Source organism: Klebsiella sp. CN_Kp097 (assembly GCF_040064495.1).
GTDB lineage: Bacteria > Pseudomonadota > Gammaproteobacteria > Enterobacterales > Enterobacteriaceae > Klebsiella > Klebsiella aerogenes.
On sequence record NZ_JBEAIL010000020.1, the window covers coordinates 97,934 to 116,935 of the forward strand.

General features: G+C 56.4%; 21 protein-coding genes. 5 read left to right on the forward strand and 16 right to left on the reverse strand.

What is annotated here, in order from left to right:
• The first annotated feature begins 151 nt into the window (after positions 1–151).
• A complete protein-coding gene (gene sseA / locus ABLV07_RS17530) occupies positions 152–1,000 on the forward strand; it encodes a 3-mercaptopyruvate sulfurtransferase (RefSeq protein WP_015370319.1) in 849 nt (282 codons plus the stop codon).
• Between the two features lie 43 nt (positions 1,001–1,043).
• Here sseA and sseB read toward each other — a convergent pair whose 3' ends face one another.
• The 11 genes from sseB to trmJ all read right to left on the reverse strand — a co-directional run bounded on the left by sseB (position 1,044) and on the right by trmJ (position 9,876).
• Positions 1,044–1,820, reverse strand: a complete 777-nt coding sequence (gene sseB, locus ABLV07_RS17535; protein WP_015370318.1) for an enhanced serine sensitivity protein SseB — start codon at positions 1,818–1,820, stop codon at positions 1,044–1,046.
• A gap of 84 nt (positions 1,821–1,904) precedes the next feature.
• Entirely contained in the window at positions 1,905–3,191 is a 1,287-nt protein-coding gene (pepB, locus tag ABLV07_RS17540) for an aminopeptidase PepB (protein WP_015370317.1), read from the reverse strand.
• A gap of 71 nt (positions 3,192–3,262) precedes the next feature.
• Positions 3,263–3,463 carry a Fe-S cluster assembly protein IscX gene (gene iscX / locus ABLV07_RS17545; protein WP_002913954.1) on the reverse strand — a complete coding sequence of 67 codons (201 nt, stop codon included), beginning with the start codon at positions 3,461–3,463 and terminating at the stop codon, positions 3,263–3,265.
• Position 3,464: 1 nt separating this feature from the next.
• Positions 3,465–3,800, reverse strand: coding sequence for an ISC system 2Fe-2S type ferredoxin (gene fdx, locus ABLV07_RS17550; RefSeq protein ID WP_012540871.1), 336 nt, complete (start codon positions 3,798–3,800; stop codon positions 3,465–3,467).
• A gap of 1 nt (position 3,801) precedes the next feature.
• A complete protein-coding gene (gene hscA, locus ABLV07_RS17555; protein ID WP_020078179.1) occupies positions 3,802–5,652 on the reverse strand; it encodes a Fe-S protein assembly chaperone HscA in 1,851 nt (616 codons plus the stop codon).
• Between the two features lie 15 nt (positions 5,653–5,667).
• Positions 5,668–6,183: a co-chaperone HscB gene (hscB, locus tag ABLV07_RS17560; RefSeq protein WP_012540869.1), complete on the reverse strand. Its 516-nt coding sequence runs from the start codon at positions 6,181–6,183 to the stop codon at positions 5,668–5,670.
• Positions 6,184–6,257: 74 nt separating this feature from the next.
• The gene (gene iscA, locus ABLV07_RS17565) at positions 6,258–6,581 is read right to left on the reverse strand and encodes an iron-sulfur cluster assembly protein IscA (RefSeq protein ID WP_012540868.1); all 324 of its coding nucleotides are present in this window, start codon (positions 6,579–6,581) and stop codon (positions 6,258–6,260) included.
• A 19-nt stretch (positions 6,582–6,600) separates the two neighbouring features.
• Entirely contained in the window at positions 6,601–6,987 is a 387-nt protein-coding gene (gene iscU, locus ABLV07_RS17570; protein WP_004866383.1) for a Fe-S cluster assembly scaffold IscU, read from the reverse strand.
• A 26-nt stretch (positions 6,988–7,013) separates the two neighbouring features.
• Positions 7,014–8,228, reverse strand: a complete 1,215-nt coding sequence (iscS, locus tag ABLV07_RS17575) for a cysteine desulfurase (protein ID WP_015703173.1) — start codon at positions 8,226–8,228, stop codon at positions 7,014–7,016.
• A 177-nt stretch (positions 8,229–8,405) separates the two neighbouring features.
• Positions 8,406–8,897, reverse strand: a complete 492-nt coding sequence (gene iscR / locus ABLV07_RS17580; RefSeq protein WP_015370314.1) for a Fe-S cluster assembly transcriptional regulator IscR — start codon at positions 8,895–8,897, stop codon at positions 8,406–8,408.
• A gap of 244 nt (positions 8,898–9,141) precedes the next feature.
• Positions 9,142–9,876: a tRNA (cytosine(32)/uridine(32)-2'-O)-methyltransferase TrmJ gene (gene trmJ, locus ABLV07_RS17585; protein ID WP_015370313.1), complete on the reverse strand. Its 735-nt coding sequence runs from the start codon at positions 9,874–9,876 to the stop codon at positions 9,142–9,144.
• A 120-nt stretch (positions 9,877–9,996) separates the two neighbouring features.
• Between trmJ and suhB the strand changes: the two genes are divergently transcribed.
• On the forward strand, positions 9,997–10,800 hold the full coding sequence (gene suhB, locus ABLV07_RS17590) for an inositol-1-monophosphatase (protein WP_015370312.1): 804 nt from the start codon (positions 9,997–9,999) through the stop codon (positions 10,798–10,800).
• A gap of 48 nt (positions 10,801–10,848) precedes the next feature.
• Here suhB and ABLV07_RS17595 read toward each other — a convergent pair whose 3' ends face one another.
• The gene (locus ABLV07_RS17595; protein WP_348853626.1) at positions 10,849–11,829 is read right to left on the reverse strand and encodes a nickel/cobalt transporter; all 981 of its coding nucleotides are present in this window, start codon (positions 11,827–11,829) and stop codon (positions 10,849–10,851) included.
• Complete coding sequence (locus tag ABLV07_RS17600) at positions 11,820–12,458, reverse strand: DUF1007 family protein (RefSeq protein ID WP_015703175.1); 639 nt, start codon at positions 12,456–12,458, stop codon at positions 11,820–11,822. The genes ABLV07_RS17595 and ABLV07_RS17600 overlap by 10 nt, the downstream gene beginning before the upstream one ends.
• Positions 12,459–12,582: 124 nt before the next feature.
• On the opposite strand from ABLV07_RS17600, the gene csiE reads away from it, so the two are divergent.
• Positions 12,583–13,860 (forward strand): stationary phase inducible protein CsiE, encoded by a 1,278-nt coding sequence (gene csiE, locus ABLV07_RS17605; protein WP_015703176.1) that lies wholly within the window; start codon positions 12,583–12,585, stop codon positions 13,858–13,860.
• Here csiE and ABLV07_RS17610 read toward each other — a convergent pair.
• Entirely contained in the window at positions 13,857–14,993 is a 1,137-nt protein-coding gene (locus ABLV07_RS17610; protein WP_015370308.1) for a 3-phenylpropionate MFS transporter, read from the reverse strand. The two genes, csiE and ABLV07_RS17610, sit on opposite strands and share 4 nt — an antisense overlap.
• Positions 14,994–15,292: 299 nt before the next feature.
• Between ABLV07_RS17610 and ABLV07_RS17615 the strand changes: the two genes are divergently transcribed.
• Positions 15,293–15,715, forward strand: coding sequence for a DoxX family protein (locus ABLV07_RS17615; protein ID WP_015370306.1), 423 nt, complete (start codon positions 15,293–15,295; stop codon positions 15,713–15,715).
• Between the two features lie 56 nt (positions 15,716–15,771).
• Here the strand turns inward: ABLV07_RS17615 and glyA are convergent, their stop codons facing one another.
• On the reverse strand, positions 15,772–17,025 hold the full coding sequence (gene glyA / locus ABLV07_RS17620; RefSeq protein ID WP_015370305.1) for a serine hydroxymethyltransferase: 1,254 nt from the start codon (positions 17,023–17,025) through the stop codon (positions 15,772–15,774).
• 324 nt (positions 17,026–17,349) lie between these two features.
• Between glyA and hmpA the strand changes: the two genes are divergently transcribed.
• A complete protein-coding gene (hmpA, locus tag ABLV07_RS17625) occupies positions 17,350–18,540 on the forward strand; it encodes an NO-inducible flavohemoprotein (protein WP_015370304.1) in 1,191 nt (396 codons plus the stop codon).
• 73 nt (positions 18,541–18,613) lie between these two features.
• Here the strand turns inward: hmpA and glnB are convergent, their stop codons facing one another.
• Complete coding sequence (gene glnB, locus ABLV07_RS17630) at positions 18,614–18,952, reverse strand: nitrogen regulatory protein P-II (RefSeq protein ID WP_002914032.1); 339 nt, start codon at positions 18,950–18,952, stop codon at positions 18,614–18,616.
• Positions 18,953–19,002 lie beyond the last annotated feature (50 nt).

The following is a 19,002-nucleotide window of genomic DNA, read 5'->3' on the forward strand; positions in this document are numbered from 1 at the left end:
GTCATCGCGGCGATTCTCAACAGCTACCAGCATAGAAACCACCGATGAATCGGGAAACTACGTGACCACCTCCCCACTCCCGCGACCTTAACTTGTCAGCCCTTTATAAAACGCCGACAATTCATTGATCGATAATAAAACGGAGGCACTCATGTCCACCTCATTCTTTGTTGCGGCCGACTGGCTGGCGGAACATATTGATGACCCGCAGATTCAAATTCTTGATGCGCGGATGGCGCCGGCGGGTCAGGAAGCGCTGCGCGATATGGCGGCGGAATACCGCGACGGGCATATCCCCGGCGCGGTTTTTTTTGATATCGAAGCGCTGTCTGACCACACCAGCCCGCTGCCGCATATGATGCCGCGTGCGGAAACCTTCGCCGTGGCGATGCGCGAGCTTGGCGTCAACAGCGATAAGCACCTGGTGGTTTATGATGAAGGCAATCTGTTCTCAGCGCCGCGCGCCTGGTGGATGCTACGTACCTTCGGCGTCGAAAAAGTGTCAATTGTCGCCGGCGGCCTCGAAGGCTGGCGCCGTGATGAATTGCCGCTGGAGAAAGGCGAACCCGACCTGCCGGAAGGCGAATTTGAGGTGAACTTCGATCCGGAGGTGATCAAACGCTTAACCGATGTACTGCTGGTCAGCCACGAAGGATCGGCGCAGATCGTTGATGCCCGTCCGGCGGCGCGTTTTAACGGGCTGGCGGATGAACCGCGTCCAGGCTTACGCCGCGGGCATATCCCCGGCGCGCTTAACGTCCCGTGGACCGAGCTGGTGATTAATGGCGAACTGAAAACCGTTGATGAGATGAACGATATCTTTAAGCGTCAGGGCGTTGATTTTGCCCGACCGATTATCGCCAGCTGCGGTTCCGGGGTAACGGCGGCAGTAGTGGTACTGGCGTTGACCACCCTCGGCGTCAACGGCGTGTGCCTGTACGATGGCTCGTGGAGTGAATGGGGAGCGAGAACGGATTTGCCGATCGAGCCGGCGCAGTAAAGGTAAAATATCCGGGTAGTGGCTGCGCCCTACCCGGCAGGCTTTAAATAATCCGGTTCTGTTTGAAATCGCGCAGGAAGCTGCCCCAACGTTTTTCATAGAACGGCGTAATATGGGCAATCATAAAGTGGCTGATGCCCTTCTCGCCTTCTACCACCTGGCAAATATCGATAGGTTCATCGCCTGGCAAGGTATCGGTGGCCACGCTGCCGGTGGTTTGGATAATGGATTCAATATCTCCTTCCGCTTCAATCCCGATCAACAAGTTAGCCGGCGCGTCGGCGCTCTCTTTAATCGAGCACAGAAACGCCCGCTTGACGGTCTTCAGCGTTTTGAACAGCGTGGTCAGCGAATCCACCATCTGCGCCGGCGGTTCGGCGACTTCAGACAGCAGCAGCGCTTCACCGCCTTCCAGTACCGTCTGGGTACTGAGCGGACTGCCCTCTTCACCCAGCAGATGGCTGATTTCCCGCGGGGTAAATTCTTTGCCGCTCGGCAGCTTCGGGTTGAGGAACAGCGATTCGCCCAGCGTCATCGCCATCAGCGTGCGGGCGGGCATCATCACGAAAGCCTGTTCGTCTTCTACCGCCTGCTGCAGCGCCTCCAGCGAGGTAAAGAACGGAATAACCGACGTGCCGTCTTCTTTTTCCCAATGCTGTAGATCGAGGGCGCTATCTTCGACAATCTGCTCGCCGTCAGCCGCGCTACCCGGCACCCACACGGTGGCCTCAAGCAGCGCGGTGAAAAATGCCGGACGATGGGCAGGCTCGGTCGCCGCCTTCTCCAGCAGAGTTTCTAATTCATTTTTAGTATCAGACATAGATTCGCTACTTCAAAAATCGCCCGTCCGCGCGGGCTTACGGTTTTCCTGGCCGGGTAAGCGTAGCGCCACCCGGCAAGGCCATTACTCAGCCGTCAGCAGATTAGCGATAGTGCGCACGCCAAGGCCAGTCGCACCCGCCGACCACTGTTCAACCGCAGCTTTACGGTAAGTCGCAGAGCAGTCAATATGCAGCCAGCCCTGGTGGTAGTTTTCCACGAAGTGGGACAGGAAACCCGCCGCGGTGCTGGCGCCGGCCGGATACGCCGCGCTACCGGTGTTGTTCAGTTCAGCGAAGTTAGACGGCAGCTGGTTGCGGTGGAATTCGGCCAGCGGCAGACGCCAGAAGGCTTCATTTTCCGCCTGCGCGCTCGCCAACAGACGATTCGCCAGCGCGTCGTCAAAGCTAAACAGCGCGTGGTAGTCGTTACCCAACGCCGTTTTCGCCGCACCGGTCAGGGTGGCGGCATCGATGATCAGCTGCGGCTTCTGCGCCGAGGCGTCGATCAGGCCATCCGCCAGCACCAGGCGACCTTCGGCGTCGGTGTTCATGATTTCAACGGTTTTACCGTTGCGGTAATGAATGATATCGCCAAGCTTGAAAGCGTTGCCGCTAATCAGGTTATCCGCGCAGCACAGGAACAGCTTCACACGTTTGTTCAGACCGCGGGTAATGGCGAAAGCCAGCGCGCCCGTCACGGTGGCCGCACCGCCCATGTCGGATTTCATCGAATCCATAAAGGCGCTTTGCTTGATGCTGTAGCCGCCGGAGTCGAAGGTGATGCCTTTGCCGACCAGACAGGCGTATACCGGCGCGTCTTTATCGCCGGTCGGGTTGTAGTCCAGCGCCAGCAGGACCGGCGGGCGCTCGGAGCCGCGGCCAACGGTATGCAGGCCAAGATAGTTCTGCTCGCGCAGATCTTCGCCTTTGGTGATGCGATAGCTGACCTTTTCGCCCGCCACGCCGCACAGCAGATCGACGGCGCGCTGCGCCAGCTGTTCTGGCCCCAGCTCTTCTGCCGGCGCGTTGATGGTGTCGCGAACCCAATCGATGATCGTCAGGCGGTTATCCAGCTCGCTGCGCTGCGCGTCGTCCAGGGTTGGCCATTCGACCTGGCGCTGACCTTTCGGCCCTTTATAGCCGGCCCAAAAGGCCCAGGCGCGATCGGTGTTCCAGCCTTCGCCGCTCAGGGCGACGTGCTTGATCCCCATGCCGTCAATTTTGCGCGCCGCGCGCTGGATTAACCCCAGGTCGTCTTTACCGTTGAGATGTAAGGCGATACCGTCGTTATTGATACTCCAGGTCGCTTTTTCTCCCCAGCGCGCATCGGCAGGCAGAGTAGAAAGCGTAATCTTCATGGCTTCGGTCATTATCTTTATCCTTATTAGCAAACGGGCCACCCTATGGCAGCCCGTTAAAATTTTTCCGCTTGAGGCGAAAATTATTCGGCTTCGTCTAACCAGACTAGCAGAATCGCCTCCAGAATTTTTTCATTGGATGCGTTTGGGTCGTCATCGAACTCTTCCAGGTCGCAAATCCACTGATGCATATCGGTGAAGCGAACGGTTTTCGGGTCGAGATCCGGGTAAGCGTCATACAAGGCTTCGCCGATTTCGCGGCTGTCGGTCCATTTCAGTGCCATATTAGTGCTCGCGTGCGTGGTTGATGGTGTAACGTGGGATCTCAACGACCAGATCTTCGTCGGTGACGCGCGCCTGGCAGCTCAGACGGCTATCAGGTTCCAGCCCCCAGGCTTTATCCAGCATGTCGTCTTCATCTTCGCTACTTTCCGCCAGCGAGTCAAAACCTTCACGCACGATGCAGTGGCAGGTGGTGCAGGCACAGGATTTCTCACAGGCGTGTTCAATCTCGATACCGCTACGCAGCGCCGCATCCAGAATGGTTTCACCGCTCTCAGCTTCCACAACTACGCCATCCGGGCACAGGTCCTGGTGGGGCAGAAAAACAATTTTTGGCATTTTAAACCTCGTCCACGGATTGGCCTTTCAGCGCAGCGCGGACCGACTGGTCCATGCGGCGTGCGGCGAATTCCTGGGTTTGTGTGTCGATATTTTTAATGGCTTCTTTAATCGCGTCGGCATCTTCGCCTGCCGCGGCGGTGCGAACCTGCTCCGCGGCGGCATCGATAACCTGACGCTCTGCGGCGCTTAACAGCGCGGCGTCGGCGGCCAGCGCGCTTTCCAGGCTCTCCAGTACGCGAGCGGCTTCGACTTTCTGTTCAGCCAGCATACGCGCCTGAATATCCTGTTCGGCGTAGCTCATCGAATCTTTAATCATGTTGGCGATTTCGCCGTCGGTCAGGCCGTAAGACGGTTTCACCTGGATTGAGGCTTCCACGCCGGTCGATTTCTCCATCGCCGTGACGCTCAGCAGACCGTCGGCATCAACCTGGAAGGTCACGCGAATATGCGCCCCGCCCGCCGGCAGCGCCGGGATACCGCGCAGCGCAAAACGCGCCAGGGAGCGGCAATCCTGCACCAGCTCACGTTCGCCCTGCATCACGTGAATAGACATCGCCGTTTGGCCATCTTTGAAAGTGGTAAACTCCTGCGCCCGGGCCACCGGAATGGTGGTATTACGCGGGATCACTTTCTCTACCAGGCCGCCCATGGTTTCCAGCCCAAGCGACAGCGGGATAACATCAAGCAGCAGCAGTTCGCTGTCCGGTTTGTTGCCGACCAGAATATCCGCCTGAATCGCCGCGCCAATGGCGACGACTTTGTCCGGGTCGATAGAGGTCAGCGGGGTACGGCCAAAGAATTCGCCAACGCGCTCACGCACCAACGGCACGCGGGTGGAGCCGCCAACCATCACCACTTCCAGCACTTCTTGCGCTTCAACGCCGGCGTCTTTCAGCGCGCGACGGCAGGCCATCAGAGTACGTTTTACCAGTGGGGCAATCAGATCGTTAAACTGGCTACGGCTGATATCGCCCTGCCAGCCGCCGACCTCAACGTGCGCCACGTCGGCATCGCTCAAGGCGATTTTCGCCGCAATGGCGGTATCCAGCAGCTCACGCTGCAGGCGGTTATCGCTACGGTCGCTGAGACCTGCCTGCTCGCGCAGATAGTCGGCCAGCAGATGGTCGAAATCATCGCCGCCGAGAGCGGAATCGCCGCCGGTCGCCAGCACTTCAAACACCCCGCGGCTTAAGCGCAGAATGGAGATATCAAAGGTACCGCCGCCGAGATCGTAAACCGCAATCACCCCTTCCTGGCCGGAATCGAGGCCGTAGGCGATAGCCGCCGCGGTCGGCTCATTGAGCAGACGCAGCACGTGCAGGCCCGCCAGACGCGCCGCGTCTTTGGTTCCCTGACGCTGAGCATCATCGAAATAGGCCGGAACGGTAATGACCACGCCGTCGAGATCGCCCGCCAACGCTTCGGTCGCCCGGGCAGCCAGCGCTTTGAGGATATCGGCGGAGACCCGCACCGGATTCAGCAAGCCGCCGGCGGTCTGGAGCATCGGCAGTCCATTTTCGCTGGCCTGCAGCTGATACGGCAGATGCGGATAGCGGGTTTGAATATCGGCGAGGGAACGCCCCATCATTCGCTTCACCGAGCTGATGGTGTTCACCGGATCCTGAGCGGCATTCAGCCGGGCTTCATAGCCGACGGTCAGCCCCGAGGCGTGGTAGTTCACGACCGACGGCAGCAGGTAGCGGCCTTGATGATCGGGCAGAGTTTCGGCCTGGCCGCTACGCACGGTAGCAACCAGAGAATTGGTGGTGCCAAGGTCGATACCTGCCGCCAATCGACGCTGATGCGGCGCGGCGCTCAGACCAGGCTCACTAATTTGTAATAGGGCCATAATTGCTTCCGAAAATTAAAAATCGAGCAGTTTTTCTTCGAGTTCTTCAGCACTGCTGCGCAGTTTATCGAGAAAACGGAGCTTGCGTACAGTATCAGCCGCCGCATCCCAGGTCTCGTTTTGCAATTGTTCAACCATCAGTTGATGGCGGGTATCAAACAGCGCTTTTACCCGTTTGATAAAAGCTTCCAGCCGCGCTTCGTCTTTCGCCTGGCCGATTTCATCGAGCTCTTCGCGCAGTTCCAGCTGCTCCATCAGGAACGCGGTGTCGCGGACGGTGTGCTGCTCGCTGGCGAGGTCAAAGCCGTGCAGCGAAAGGAGATATTCCGCACGGGTCAGCGGATGACGCAGAGTCTGCCAGGCCTGGTTAATGGTGGCGGAGTGCTGAACCGCAGCCAGCTGTTCCGCAGCGGGCGCGCTGGCAAATTTATCCGGATGGTACTGGCGCTGCAGATCCTGATACCGGACAGCCAGTTGTTCGAGCGAGAGGGTATAGCTGGCTGGTAACCCGAAGAGGGTGAAATAGTCCATAGTAACCTCAGGGTCATGCATCTAAACGAAAACCCCACGCGCGGCGTGACCGCGGTGGGGTTGGGGATTACCGATTATACGTTAAAGCTTTCGCCGCAACCGCACTCATCTTTCACGTTCGGGTTAGTAAATTTGAACCCTTCGTTAAGGCCTTCTTTGACGAAGTCCAGTTGAGTGCCGTCGAGGAATTGCAGGCTCTTACCGTCGATCACGACTTTCACGCCTTTGTCTTCAAACACGGTGTCTTCTGCCGCCGGCTCGTCAACAAATTCCAGTACATAAGCCATGCCTGAACAGCCGGAGGTTCTTACCCCCAGACGCAGGCCAAAGCCTTTACCGCGGTTCGCCAGGAAGGAATTGACTCGCGCTGCTGCACTGTCGCTTAAGGTAATCGACATAACAAACCTCAACTCTTAATTATTTTGCTTCACGTTTGCTTTTGTAATCCGCAATCGCGGCTTTAATCGCGTCTTCCGCCAGGATAGAGCAGTGAATTTTCACCGGCGGCAGTTCCAGTTCATCGGCGATATCGGTGTTCTTGATAGCCTGCGCTTCGTCCAGCGATTTACCTTTCACCCACTCGGTGACCAGGGAGCTGGAAGCGATAGCGGAACCGCAGCCATAGGTCTTGAAGCGCGCGTCTTCAATGATACCTTCATTGTTGACTTTAATCTGCAACTTCATGACGTCGCCGCACGCCGGCGCGCCAACCATACCGCTACCGACGCTGTCGTCGCTGTTGTCGAAAGAGCCGACGTTGCGCGGGTTTTCGTAATGATCGATGACTTTTTCGCTGTATGCCATGATGAATTCTCCTTATCGGTGCCGAATTAGTGATGTGACCATTCAATGCTGTTCAGATCCACGCCCTGCTTGAACATTTCCCACAGCGGAGAAAGGTCGCGCAGACGGCCGATGGAGTTACGAACCAGCTTGATGGTGTAGTCAATCTCTTCTTCGGTAGTAAAACGACCTAAAGAGAAACGAATAGAACTGTGCGCCAGTTCATCAGTCATGCCTAATGCGCGCAGCACGTAGGATGGCTCAAGGCTCGCGGAAGTACAGGCTGAACCGGAGGAAACCGCCAGGTCTTTCAGCGCCATAATCAGCGACTCGCCTTCAACATAGTTGAAGCTGACGTTGAGAATGTTCGGCGCGCCCTGCTCAAGGTCGCCATTCAGATAGACTTCTTCCATATCTTTCACGCCGTTCCAAAGACGGTCACGCAGGCCGCGCAGGCGAGCCATTTCGCTTTCCATCTCTTCTTTGGCGATACGGTAAGCTTCGCCCATACCGACGATCTGGTGGACAGGCAGGGTGCCAGAACGCATGCCGCGCTCGTGACCGCCGCCGTGCATCTGCGCTTCGATGCGGATACGCGGCTTACGGCGTACGTACAGCGCGCCGATACCTTTCGGGCCATAAATTTTGTGACCGGAGAAGGACATCAGGTCAACTTTCAGCTGGCTCAGATCGATAGGCAGTTTGCCCACGCTCTGGGTGGCGTCAACGTGGTAAATGATACCGCGGGCGCGGCACATTTCGCCGATGGTAGCGATATCCTGCACCACGCCGATTTCGTTATTCACGTGCATGATGGAAACCAGGATGGTGTCGTCACGCATCGCCGCTTCCAGTTCTTTCAGATCGATAATACCGTTGCTCTGCGGAGCAAGGTAGGTCACTTCAAAACCTTCGCGCTCAAGCTGACGGCAGGTATCCAGTACCGCTTTATGCTCGGTTTTGCTGGTGATGATGTGCTTGCCTTTTTTCTGATAAAAGTTGGCTGCACCTTTAATCGCCAGGTTATCGGATTCCGTTGCGCCGGAGGTAAAGACGATTTCGCGCGGATCGGCGCCGACCAGTTCGGCAATCTGATTACGGGCGATATCTACCGCCTCTTCAGCCTGCCAACCGAAACGGTGAGAACGTGAGGCCGGGTTACCAAAGGTCCCGTCCAGGGTCAGGAACTGCATCATTTTCTCGGCAACACGCGGGTCCACCGGCGTTGTTGCGGAGTAATCGAGGTAAATCGGTAATTTCATTGCTCTTAAACTCCGTACATCACTCAATGCAAGGAACCAGGCAACCGGCTTGATGTACGACCGAGTACACGAGATGCTTCAACATCCCGGCCTGATTCTGAAAATCTTTATTATTGCTATCTACCCTGCCGTTTCACCTTGCAGCCCGTAAGCCGCAAGCTGAAACTAAGCCTCGTGCTAGGCGCGCAGTTTTACGTCAATGGCGTCCTGAGAACGCGTAGTACGCTGAGATTCATGATTGTGCTGACGACCAGAAACATCGAGGATTTCCTGGTTATTCACCAGTTCGCCCAGGGTGATGTTGTTGAGGAAACCGGTCAAACGTTCGCTCAGATCGCGCCACAGCGCGTGGGTCAGACACTTATCGCCACCCTGGCAGCCGCCTTTACCCTGACAACGGGTGGCGTCAACGGATTCGTCTACGGCGCTGATCACTTCGCCTACGGCGATGCTGCCAGCTTCTTTACCTAACAGGTAACCGCCGCCTGGTCCACGAACGCTGGATACCAGACCATTTTTACGCAGGCGAGAGAACAGCTGTTCCAGATAGGAAAGCGAAATTCCCTGACGCTCTGAAATATCTGCCAACGGAACCGGACCCGTTTCAGAGTTGAGCGCAACGTCAAGCATTGCGGTCACGGCATAACGCCCTTTAGATGTCAGTCTCATGTCTTACTTAACCTCAAACTCGCCCCTGCCCGGGCTTTTTATTAATATGGGTATTGCATAGCAGGGCCAAGTCTGACATTCCCGAGTAAATTGGTCAACTATTTACTTGACTGTTTTAGTCAGGTATTTGGCTTTCCGTGCCGTTATTGATTTCGAGCCGCTCCCGGGGTCGGCCAAAGGCCTCGCCCGGGCTACAACAGATTCGTAGGCCGGATAAGCGAAGCGCCATCCGGCGTTAACACGCTTACTTACCTTTATTCTGCTGCTCAATAGACGCCAGCATCCCGCGCAGGATGTTCAGCTCCTGGCTTTCCGGACGCGCGCGGGTGAACAGGCGACGCAACTTGTTCATCACCTGTCCCGGATGATTCGGGCGGATAAAACCGGTCGCCAGCAGCGTCTGCTCAAGGTGGCCGTAGAAACGTTCTAAATCATCGACCAGCGGATACGGCGTTTCTTCATGTTCAACCGCCGGTTGCGCCTGTTCCTGAGTCGCCAGCCAGGCCATTCGCACTTCATAGGCGATAACCTGCACCGCCATTGCCAGGTTCAGCGAGCTGTACTCGGGGTTGGCGGCGATCGCCACGTGATAGTGGCATTTCTGCAGTTCGTCGTTAGTCAGGCCAACGCGCTCGCGGCCAAAGACCAGCGCGACCGGCGCATGTTGGCCTTCGGCGACGCTTTTCAGACCGCATTCGCGCGGATCCAGCATCGGCCACGGCAGCGTGCGGGAGCGCGCGCTGGTGCCAACCACCAGGCTACAGCCCGCCAGCGCTTCATCGAGGGTATCGACGATCTGCGCGTTGCCAATCACATCGCTGGCGCCAGCGGCCAGCGCGATGGCCTGGGAATCAGGTTTCACCAGCGGGTTGACCAGCCACAGGTTAGTTAAGCCCATGGTTTTCATCGCGCGGGCAACGGAGCCCATATTGCCGGTGTGTGAGGTTTCTACCAGTACGATTCGAATATTTTGCAGCATTATGGTTCTTCGGCTAAAGATTATTCGTGCATGCTAACATAAAACGGAGACATAAGCAGAATTCGCTGTTACTATATGCGCCGTTTTTTCCCGTTCTTTAACATCCAGTGAGAGATACCGATGCATCCGATGCTGAACATTGCCGTGCGCGCAGCGCGCAAGGCGGGTAATTTAATTGCCAAGCACTACGAAACGCCAGATTCCGTAGAAACCAGCCAGAAAGGCAGCAATGACTTTGTGACTAACGTCGATAAAGCCGCAGAAGCGATTATTATCGAAACCATTCGCAAGTCTTACCCACAGCACACCATCATCACCGAAGAAAGCGGCGAGCACGCTGGTGAAGATCAGGATATTCAATGGGTTATCGATCCACTGGATGGCACCACCAACTTCGTTAAACGTCTGCCACACTTCTCTGTTTCCATCGCCGTACGCATTAAAGGCCGTACTGAAGTCGCGGTGGTTTACGATCCAATGCGTAATGAACTGTTCACCGCCACCCGCGGCCAGGGCGCGCAGCTGAACGGCTACCGTCTGCGCGGCAGCAACGCTCGCGATCTCGACGGTACTATCATCGCCACCGGTTTCCCGTTCAAAGCGAAGCAGCACGCTACCGCTTACATGAACATCCTCGGCAACATGTTCACCGAGTGCGCTGACTTCCGTCGCACTGGTTCCGCCGCGCTGGATCTGGCCTACGTTGCCGCTGGCCGCGTTGACGGTTACTTTGAAATCGCCCTCAAACCGTGGGATTTCGCCGCTGGTGAACTGATCGCTCGTGAAGCAGGCGCCATCGTTTGCGACTTTACCGGTGGTCATAACTATATGCTGACCGGCAACATCGTAGCCGGTAACCCGCGCGTCGTGAAAGCGATGCTGGCGAACATGCGCGAGCAACTGAGCGAAGCGCTGAAGCGTTAATTTCTCACTGAATGTAAAAAGGAAGCCGCGGCTTCCTTTTTTTATACCCTAAAACGGCCGCAAGCCGCCGCCCGGCGGGATCGCGCTACTCCACATCACGACAGCCGCCGTCAATAGCGCCACGCCGCCGGCCAGCGCCAGCGTCGCCCAGCCAACCTGTTTCCACATCGCCGGCGCCTGATGACGACTCAGGCGGATAGCCAACTGGCGGAATCCATGCACCAACAGCGCCAGCCCGCTTATGGTCAGCGACGTTCCCGCCGCCATCACCAGCGCGGCAGCCATGCCCCAGCCAAAGACGCCGATTACCTTGCTGAACAGCAGCACCATAATCGCTCCCGAGCAGGGACGCATGCCCATCGACAGTACAATCGCCAGCCTGGCGCGCCAGTCGTCGCCACTCTGTAGTTGATCCGGCGCCGGAAGGTGCTGATGGCCGCAGCCGCAATGTTCATCATGGACGTGATGCGGGGTAAAAACGGTAAACGTTGGCCGCCGCAGCAAGACTCGCAGTTTTTTCAATGCCCGCCAGCACAGTAAAAGCCCCAATGCGCCGACCAGCAGATAGCTCCCCTTCTCCAGCCAGAAGCTGCTGAGATGCAGTTGACGCGCCGGAAGCTGCAGCAGCGTCAATACCACCACCACCAGCGCTATCGCCACCATTCCCTGCAACAGCGATGCCGCCAGCGTCAGCGCAATACTCGATTTCAACTTTGAGGGATGGGTGGCAAGCCAGGTGGTAATCACGATTTTTCCGTGACCGGGGCCAAGCGCGTGCAGTACGCCGTAGACAAAACTGAACCCGAGCAGTGACAGCCCCGCCGCTGACGGATTATCCGCCACCGCCTGCAGCAGTTGGCTGAGCTCAAGATTCAGTGAACGCTGCCAGACCGCGCTTTGCAACAGTACCTGCGGCCAGGCGAGCCACAACCAGATACCGCCCACGACGGTCAGCGTCAGAAACAGCGCCAGCGGCCAGAGTGATTTCCAGCGCGGCGCCCGCGCTCGCGGCGTAAAGACTACTGACATGTCAAGGTCACCTTCTGGGCGAAGTAGTTACCCAGTTCCATATCTTCCGGCGGCGCGTCCTCTTTATCGAGCGACTGCGCATAAGACAACATTTTGTCGTTGGGTTTCGGCGTCATTACCGTGGCCTTGCAGGAGGCCCGCAGCGCGGCAGGCAACGAAAAATCGCTATCCTGCTCATAAAACATATCGACGTAGTAGGTCGGATCGAAGGTGGATAAAGTAAAGGTTTGTCCGGCAACAGGTTGCGGTGTTGCCAACGGCAAGGTGAAGGTAAGTACCGCCTGCAGCCCGCTACGCGCAAGGCCGTAACCATCCGGGCGGTTAGCAAACTTCACCCGCTGGCCGTTATGCCACAGCTCGCTGAAGTAGTGCTGGCCGAGTACGTTGGCCATGACCTCCGCCGCCAGTTTTTTCCATACTTCGCTGCCCGCCTTTGCATTGCCGGCATCATAGAGCAGATCTGCTGACGTTATTTCGTCCATCGTCCAGCGCATCTTAAAACCGGTCAACAGACCGTCATTCACCACGGCTTCACTCTGCAAATTAATGAAGCTGTGCGGATGCGCAACGGCTGACAATGATAAAACCATGAAAAATGCCGCACCGACGCAGTGTTTCACTTTCTTCATCTGTTCCTCGCGTGAAAAATTCTGTGAACTTCGCCAGCAATCCTGATCTAAAGGCCGCGGCCCGCCCTGCTCACCCTGCATCCTTTGGCTATTCTTAGCTGAAACCCTAACTGGAACTTACCAGATGATGACAGTGATTGAACCACCATCTGCGCTTTCCAGTCCACAGCGCCGTAGCCAGGTGCTCCTGATGTTCTATCTTCCGGGACAATCCGTCACGCCGCAACAGCTGGTCAGGCTCAACCAGGTGGATGAGGCGACGGCCCAACAGGATATCGCGGAGACGGGGCGCGAAATTCAGCGTTATCATCGACTGACTCTCGCGTCGCAGATGGACGGCAGCTATCGGATTGAAGGCGCCGCGCTCGATCAACGCCTGTGCCTGCTGCACGCTCTCCGGCGTGGGCTACGCCTGTGCCCGCATTTCGTTCATCACCATTTTACCCCGGCGTTAAAAACGCAGCTTAAACAGCAGGGTATCGCGCGAACCTTATATGATGATACCAATCTTCAGGCGCTGGTGAATCGCTGCGCTCGCGCGCTCAATCGGCAGTTCGACTGCCGGGACGGTCAGTTCCTGCGCCTGTATCTTCAGTACTGCCTGCTACAACATCATCTGGGCCAGTCGCCGGATTTCACCCGTGAGCAGCGCAACTGGGCGCAGGCCGCGGCGGAATTTAACCTCGCCGCCGAAATCGTCCGCCACTGGCAGCGCCGGGTCAGCGCCACGCCCCACGCCGGCGAACAACTTTTCCTGACCCTGCTGTTTATGTTACTGAAAACCCCGGATCCCATTCACGACGGTCATCAACAGGACAGACGCCTGCATCTGGCGATCTCCCGCTTGATCCATCGTTTCCAGGATCTGGCGGGACGGCCATTCAGCGATGAACAAGGGTTGAGTGACCAGCTCTATATCCATCTTTCGCAGGCGTTGAACCGCAGCGTATTCGCCATCGGTATTGATAACGCTTTACCGGAGGAGATCGGACGCCTGTATCCGCGCCTGATGCGTACCACCCAGGAGGCATTACGCGATTTCGAAACGGCCTATCATATTCAATTTAATCAGGAAGAGGTCAGCTTAATCGCGGTGATTTTCGGCGCGTGGTTGATGCAAAAAGCCGACCTGCATGAAAAGCAGGTGGTGCTGCTGACGCGGGAAAATAGCGAACTGGAACAGGCGCTGGAAATGCAATTGCGGGAATTAACGCTGCTGCCGCTGAATATTAAATACTTAAGCGTGACTCAGTTTCAGCAACAAGGCGCGCCGAAGGATGTGACCTTAGTGGTCACGCCTTACACCACCGCGCTACCGCTGTTTTCGCCGCCGCTGTTTCATGCTGAAGAGAATTTTAGCGATCACCAGCGGCAGCAGATTTGCAAAATGCTTGAGGATTAGGCGCTCACCGCCTTCGGTCGCACGATCAGCGCCGGTAGCGCCACCAGCGCCATCACCCAGAAGACGCCCTGATGCAGGTGCTGGTAGAGGAAACCAGCAAACACCGTCATCACCGCGATGCTGCCGCCCATCGCCACCGCCGAGTAAACGGCCTGCAGGCGGATAACCTCACTTCCCTGCCGCGCGGCGATATAGCGCATGGCCGCCAGATGACAGACGGTAAACGTTCCGCAGTGGAGGATCTGCGCGACCAGTAGCCATGGCAGCGCGGTCGTCCAGCCCATAATCGTCCAGCGCGCCACCCCGCACACCGCCGAGAGCAGCAGCAGGTCGCGGGCGCTAAACCGACGGAACACTTTTTTACTCAAGGCGAAAATCACCACTTCGGCGACGACGCCGAGCGACCATAAATAACCGACGGCGGAGGCAGAATAACCGGCCTGCTGCCAGTATAACGCGCTGAAGCCATAGTAGGCGGCGTGCGCCCCCTGCAACAGACAGACGCAGGCTAGAAAACGCCAGCTTTGCCGCACCAGGCTAAGCCACGCCGGTAGTCCGGCCGCCTCCTGATGGCGGCTCTCCCCCTGCGGCATCACTGAAGGTTTCAGCAGCATGCCCAACAGCATCGAAGCGGTGCCCAGGCTTAACAACAACAGGATCGCCCGGTAATCAAACAGACTCACCAGCTTGCCGGTCAGCGCAGAACCGATGACAAAAGCAATCGATCCCCACAACCGCACCCGACCGTAATCCATGGTGATCTGCTTTTGCCAGGTGTTGGCCAGCGCATCGGTTAAGGGTACCAGCGGCGAGAAAAAGAGGTTGAATCCGACGATGACCACCATCAGCCAGGCCACCTGCCCGCCGACCCAGAAGGCGAGAGCAAACAGCAGCGTCAGCAACGCCAGGATACGCAAGGCGCTAATCAAACGAGAAGGATCGCTGACCCGCGGCGCAATTAGCAGGCTGCCCAGAAAACGCGCCACCAGCCCGGCGCCGAGCAGCACGCCAATGGTTTCGGGCGTCAGGCCAACGCCTGCCAGCCAGACGCTCCAGAATGGTAAAAAAATACCGTAGCTAAAAAAGTAGGTGAAGTAACTTAGCGCCAGCCAGCGCGTGGAGTGCAAGACCATGATTCCCTCCCGAATGGAAGCTCTAGTCTGGCGATAAAGCGCATACTGAGCAAACCCATGTCTCACTATCTTCATGGTCGTTAAGTACATTTCTCTTAAAATCGTGAGCCTTGTCACGCGATGAGTGTGCGACATGGCGGGCAGTATGAAAAAAAATCCGATAACCGGGCATCAGAGCGCTTCCCTCGTATCGGCTTAATCGCCGCTCAACGAGGCGCAACAATATTATTTTCCCAGCGTGGCGGGGAGTAAAAATGTGTATTACGTTTAGATCACACGCCTGTGATAAAGGACTGATTATGAACACGCTACGCTATTTTGACTTTGGCTCTTCCCGCCCTGTTCTGCTGTTAATCGCACGTATTGCGATCGTGCTGCTGTTCATTATTTTTGGCTATCCGAAACTGATGGGGTTTAGCGGAACGGTACAATATATGGCTTCTTCCGGCGCGCCGATGCCGACGCTGGCGGCGATCATCGCGGTCATCATGGAGGTACCCGCCGCTATTCTGATTATTTTAGGTTTCTTCACCCGCCCGCTGGCGGTGATCTTTATCTTTTACACCCTGGGTACGGCGGTTATCGGCCATCATTACTGGGATATGACCGGCGATGCGGTATTGCCGAATATGATTAACTTCTATAAGAACGTCAGTATCGCCGGGGCCTTCCTGCTGCTGGCGATAACCGGACCAGGTTCGATTTCGCTGGACCGTCGATAACCAGCAGACACAAAAAAGGCCGCAATCGCGGCCTTTTTTATCTTAACGCGGCAAGATTACGCGTAAACCGGGAAACGAGCGCAGATATCCAGCACTTTACCTTTGACGCGCTCAATAACAGCTTCGTCGTTGATATTGTCGAGAACGTCGCACATCCAGCCAGCCAGCTCTTTCACTTCCGCTTCTTTAAAGCCGCGGCGAGTCACAGCCGGAGAACCGATACGGATACCGGAAGTCACGAACGGGCTCTTTGGATCGTTCGGTACGCTGTTTTTGTTAACGGTGATGTTGGCGCGGCCCAGGGCGGCGTCAGCTTCTTTACCGGTCAGGTTTTTATCTACCAGATCCAGCAGGAACAGGTGGTTTTCAGTACCGCCGGAAACCACTTTGTAACCGCGGTTCAGGAACACTTCCACCATCGCTTTGGCGTTTTTGGCAACCTGCTGCTGGTAAACTTTGAACTCTGGCTCCATCGCTTCTTTCAGCGCCACCGCTTTCGCGGCGATAACGTGCATCAGCGGGCCGCCCTGCGCGCTTGGGAACACGGCGGAGTTCAGTTTCTTGTACAGCTCTTCGCTACCGCCTTTCGCCAGGATCAGGCCGCCGCGCGGACCCGCCAGGGTTTTGTGGGTGGTAGTAGTAACAACGTGGGCGTGCGGAACCGGGTTCGGATAAACGCCGGCGGCAATCAGGCCCGCTACGTGCGCCATATCGACGAACAGGTAAGCGCCGATGCTGTCAGCGATTTCACGCATTTTCGCCCAGTCAACGATACCGGAGTAAGCGGAGAAGCCACCGATGATCATCTTCGGTTTGTGCTCCTGGGCCTGCTTCGCCATGTCTTCGTAGTCAATTTTACCGGACTCATCGATACCGTAAGGAATGATGTTGTACAGTTTACCGGAGAAGTTAACCGGGGAACCGTGGGTCAGGTGGCCGCCTTGCGCCAGGTTCATACCCAGCACGGTATCGCCTGGTTGCAGCAGAGCGGTATAGACGGCAAAGTTAGCCTGCGAGCCGGAGTGCGGCTGCACGTTAGCGTAGTCGGCGCCGAACAGTTCTTTCGCGCGGTCGATAGCCAGTTGCTCAACGATATCCACGTACTCGCAGCCACCGTAGTAGCGCTTGCCCGGATAACCTTCGGCATATTTGTTAGTCAGCTGGGAACCCTGAGCCTGCATCACGCGCGGACTGGTGTAGTTCTCGGAGGCGATCAGTTCGATGTGCTCTTCCTGACGTACTTTTTCCTGCTCCATAGCCTGCCACAGTTCGGCATCATAATCGGCAATGTTCATTTCACGCTTTAACATCCGCATCTCCTGACTCAGCTAACGATAAAATTTTGGCCTAAAAAGGCGGTCCTGATGGACAGCGGCCCACAGTATAACCGAATCATTCTGTGATAACAGGTCTTGACAAAGGATTTTACGCAAACGATTGGCTCCACAGCACACAAGGCTTTGAGCAATAACGCATCAAACATTATCAACGGATTTCTTTTCAGGTTTGTGATGCAAATTCTTCATGTTGTAACTGCTTTGCGGCAAAGTGATAAAGAACCATTTACATAGCAGGGTTATTTATATAAGATGCATTTTAAATGCATCAATAGGATAACATTTAAGGAAGCTGCTATGCTCGACGCTCAAACCATCGCCACGGTCAAAGCCACCATTCCCCTGCTTGTAGAGACCGGCCCAAAGCTAACCGCGCATTTTTATGACCGCATGTTTACTCATAACCCGGAGCTCAAAGAGATCTTCAATATGAGTAACCAGCGCAACGGCGACCAGCGCGAAGCGCTGTTCAACGCTATCGCCGCCTACGCCAGTAATATCGACAACCTGCCGGCCCTGCTGCCGGCGGTTGAAAAAATCGCCCAGAAACATACCAGCTTCCAGATTAAACCGGAGCAGTACAATATTGTCGGCAGCCATCTGCTGGCGACCCTCGACGAAATGTTTAGCCCAGGCCAGGAAGTACTCGACGCCTGGGGCAAAGCCTACGGGGTGCTGGCGAACGTCTTCATCAACCGCGAAGCGGAGATCTATCAGGATAACGCCAGTAAAAATGGCGGCTGGGAAGGTACCCGCGCGTTCCGCATTGTTAAGAAGACCCCGCGCAGCCAGCTTATTACCAGCTTTGAACTGGAGCCTGTCGACGGTCAGCCGGTCGCCGATTACCAGCCAGGACAGTATCTGGCTATCTGGTTGAAGCCGGAAGCCTTCGAATATCAGGAAATTCGTCAATACTCTCTGACCCGCAGAGCGGACGGTAAAGGCTATCGCATCGCGGTGAAACGCGAGAATGGCGGCCAGGTGTCCAACTGGCTGCATAACCACGCCAGCGAAGGCGACGTAGTCTATTTAGCCGCGCCAGCGGGCGACTTCTTCCTCAACGTGGAAGCGCAGACGCCGGTGACCCTGCTCTCCGGCGGCGTCGGCCAAACGCCAATGCTGGCGATGCTGGATACGCTGGCCAAAAGCCATCATCAGGGCCAGGTGAACTGGTTCCACGCGGCGGAAAACGGTGACGTTCACGCCTTTGCGGACGAAGTGAAGGCGCTTGGCGCGGCGCTACCGAAGTTTACCTCTCACGTCTGGTACCGCAGCCCGAGCGAGGCCGACCGTCAGGCAGGACGTTTTGATAGCGAAGGTTTGATGGATTTAGCGCCGCTGGCGGAAAATATTCGCGACCCGCAGATGCAATTCTATCTCTGCGGCCCGGTAGCGTTTATGCAGTTTGCGGCGAAGCAGCTGGTAGAATTAGGGGTCAATAAAGACAACATTCATTACGAATGTTTCGGCCCGCATAAGGTTCTGTAAGCCCAACGACGCGGGGATTTGTTGGCCGGGTAAGCGCAGCGCCACCCGGCAATACTGCAGCGAGCGGCGAGGATTAAATCGCCGCGTCGTCTTCTTCACCGGTACGGATACGAATCACCCGCGCCACGTCGAAGACAAAGATTTTACCGTCGCCGATTTTACCGGTCTGGGCGGTACGAATGATGGTATCGACGCAGGTATCGACGATATCGTCCGTCACCACGATTTCAATTTTCACCTTCGGCAGAAAATCCACCATATATTCCGCGCCGCGGTACAGCTCGGTATGCCCTTTCTGACGACCAAACCCTTTGACTTCGGTGACCGTCATGCCGGTGATACCGACTTCCGCCAGCGCTTCACGCACGTCATCCAATTTGAACGGTTTAATAATCGCATCAATCTTTTTCATGGTTTTCCTGTCTTTGTCGCGTAACCGGTTGCTTACCGTATCATAGCTTG

What these genes read in the sequence shown, in the direction of transcription:
- ABLV07_RS17615 (WP_015370306.1), top strand. Translation starts at nt 15,293, where the DNA reads ATGAACACGCTACGCTATTTTGACTTTGGCTCTTCCCGCCCTGTTCTG.
- hscB (WP_012540869.1), bottom strand. Translation starts at nt 6,183, where the DNA reads ATGGACTATTTCACCCTCTTCGGGTTACCAGCCAGCTATACCCTCTCG.
- ABLV07_RS17600 (WP_015703175.1), bottom strand. Translation starts at nt 12,458, where the DNA reads ATGAAGAAAGTGAAACACTGCGTCGGTGCGGCATTTTTCATGGTTTTA.
- iscS (WP_015703173.1), bottom strand. Translation starts at nt 8,228, where the DNA reads ATGAAATTACCGATTTACCTCGATTACTCCGCAACAACGCCGGTGGAC.
- hmpA (WP_015370304.1), top strand. Translation starts at nt 17,350, where the DNA reads ATGCTCGACGCTCAAACCATCGCCACGGTCAAAGCCACCATTCCCCTG.
- suhB (WP_015370312.1), top strand. Translation starts at nt 9,997, where the DNA reads ATGCATCCGATGCTGAACATTGCCGTGCGCGCAGCGCGCAAGGCGGGT.
- glnB (WP_002914032.1), bottom strand. Translation starts at nt 18,952, where the DNA reads ATGAAAAAGATTGATGCGATTATTAAACCGTTCAAATTGGATGACGTG.
- ABLV07_RS17610 (WP_015370308.1), bottom strand. Translation starts at nt 14,993, where the DNA reads ATGGTCTTGCACTCCACGCGCTGGCTGGCGCTAAGTTACTTCACCTAC.
- ABLV07_RS17595 (WP_348853626.1), bottom strand. Translation starts at nt 11,829, where the DNA reads ATGTCAGTAGTCTTTACGCCGCGAGCGCGGGCGCCGCGCTGGAAATCA.
- glyA (WP_015370305.1), bottom strand. Translation starts at nt 17,025, where the DNA reads ATGTTAAAGCGTGAAATGAACATTGCCGATTATGATGCCGAACTGTGG.
- hscA (WP_020078179.1), bottom strand. Translation starts at nt 5,652, where the DNA reads ATGGCCCTATTACAAATTAGTGAGCCTGGTCTGAGCGCCGCGCCGCAT.
- sseA (WP_015370319.1), top strand. Translation starts at nt 152, where the DNA reads ATGTCCACCTCATTCTTTGTTGCGGCCGACTGGCTGGCGGAACATATT.
- iscA (WP_012540868.1), bottom strand. Translation starts at nt 6,581, where the DNA reads ATGTCGATTACCTTAAGCGACAGTGCAGCAGCGCGAGTCAATTCCTTC.
- trmJ (WP_015370313.1), bottom strand. Translation starts at nt 9,876, where the DNA reads ATGCTGCAAAATATTCGAATCGTACTGGTAGAAACCTCACACACCGGC.
- iscU (WP_004866383.1), bottom strand. Translation starts at nt 6,987, where the DNA reads ATGGCATACAGCGAAAAAGTCATCGATCATTACGAAAACCCGCGCAAC.
- fdx (WP_012540871.1), bottom strand. Translation starts at nt 3,800, where the DNA reads ATGCCAAAAATTGTTTTTCTGCCCCACCAGGACCTGTGCCCGGATGGC.
- iscR (WP_015370314.1), bottom strand. Translation starts at nt 8,897, where the DNA reads ATGAGACTGACATCTAAAGGGCGTTATGCCGTGACCGCAATGCTTGAC.
- iscX (WP_002913954.1), bottom strand. Translation starts at nt 3,463, where the DNA reads ATGGCACTGAAATGGACCGACAGCCGCGAAATCGGCGAAGCCTTGTAT.
- csiE (WP_015703176.1), top strand. Translation starts at nt 12,583, where the DNA reads ATGATGACAGTGATTGAACCACCATCTGCGCTTTCCAGTCCACAGCGC.
- pepB (WP_015370317.1), bottom strand. Translation starts at nt 3,191, where the DNA reads ATGACCGAAGCCATGAAGATTACGCTTTCTACTCTGCCTGCCGATGCG.
- sseB (WP_015370318.1), bottom strand. Translation starts at nt 1,820, where the DNA reads ATGTCTGATACTAAAAATGAATTAGAAACTCTGCTGGAGAAGGCGGCG.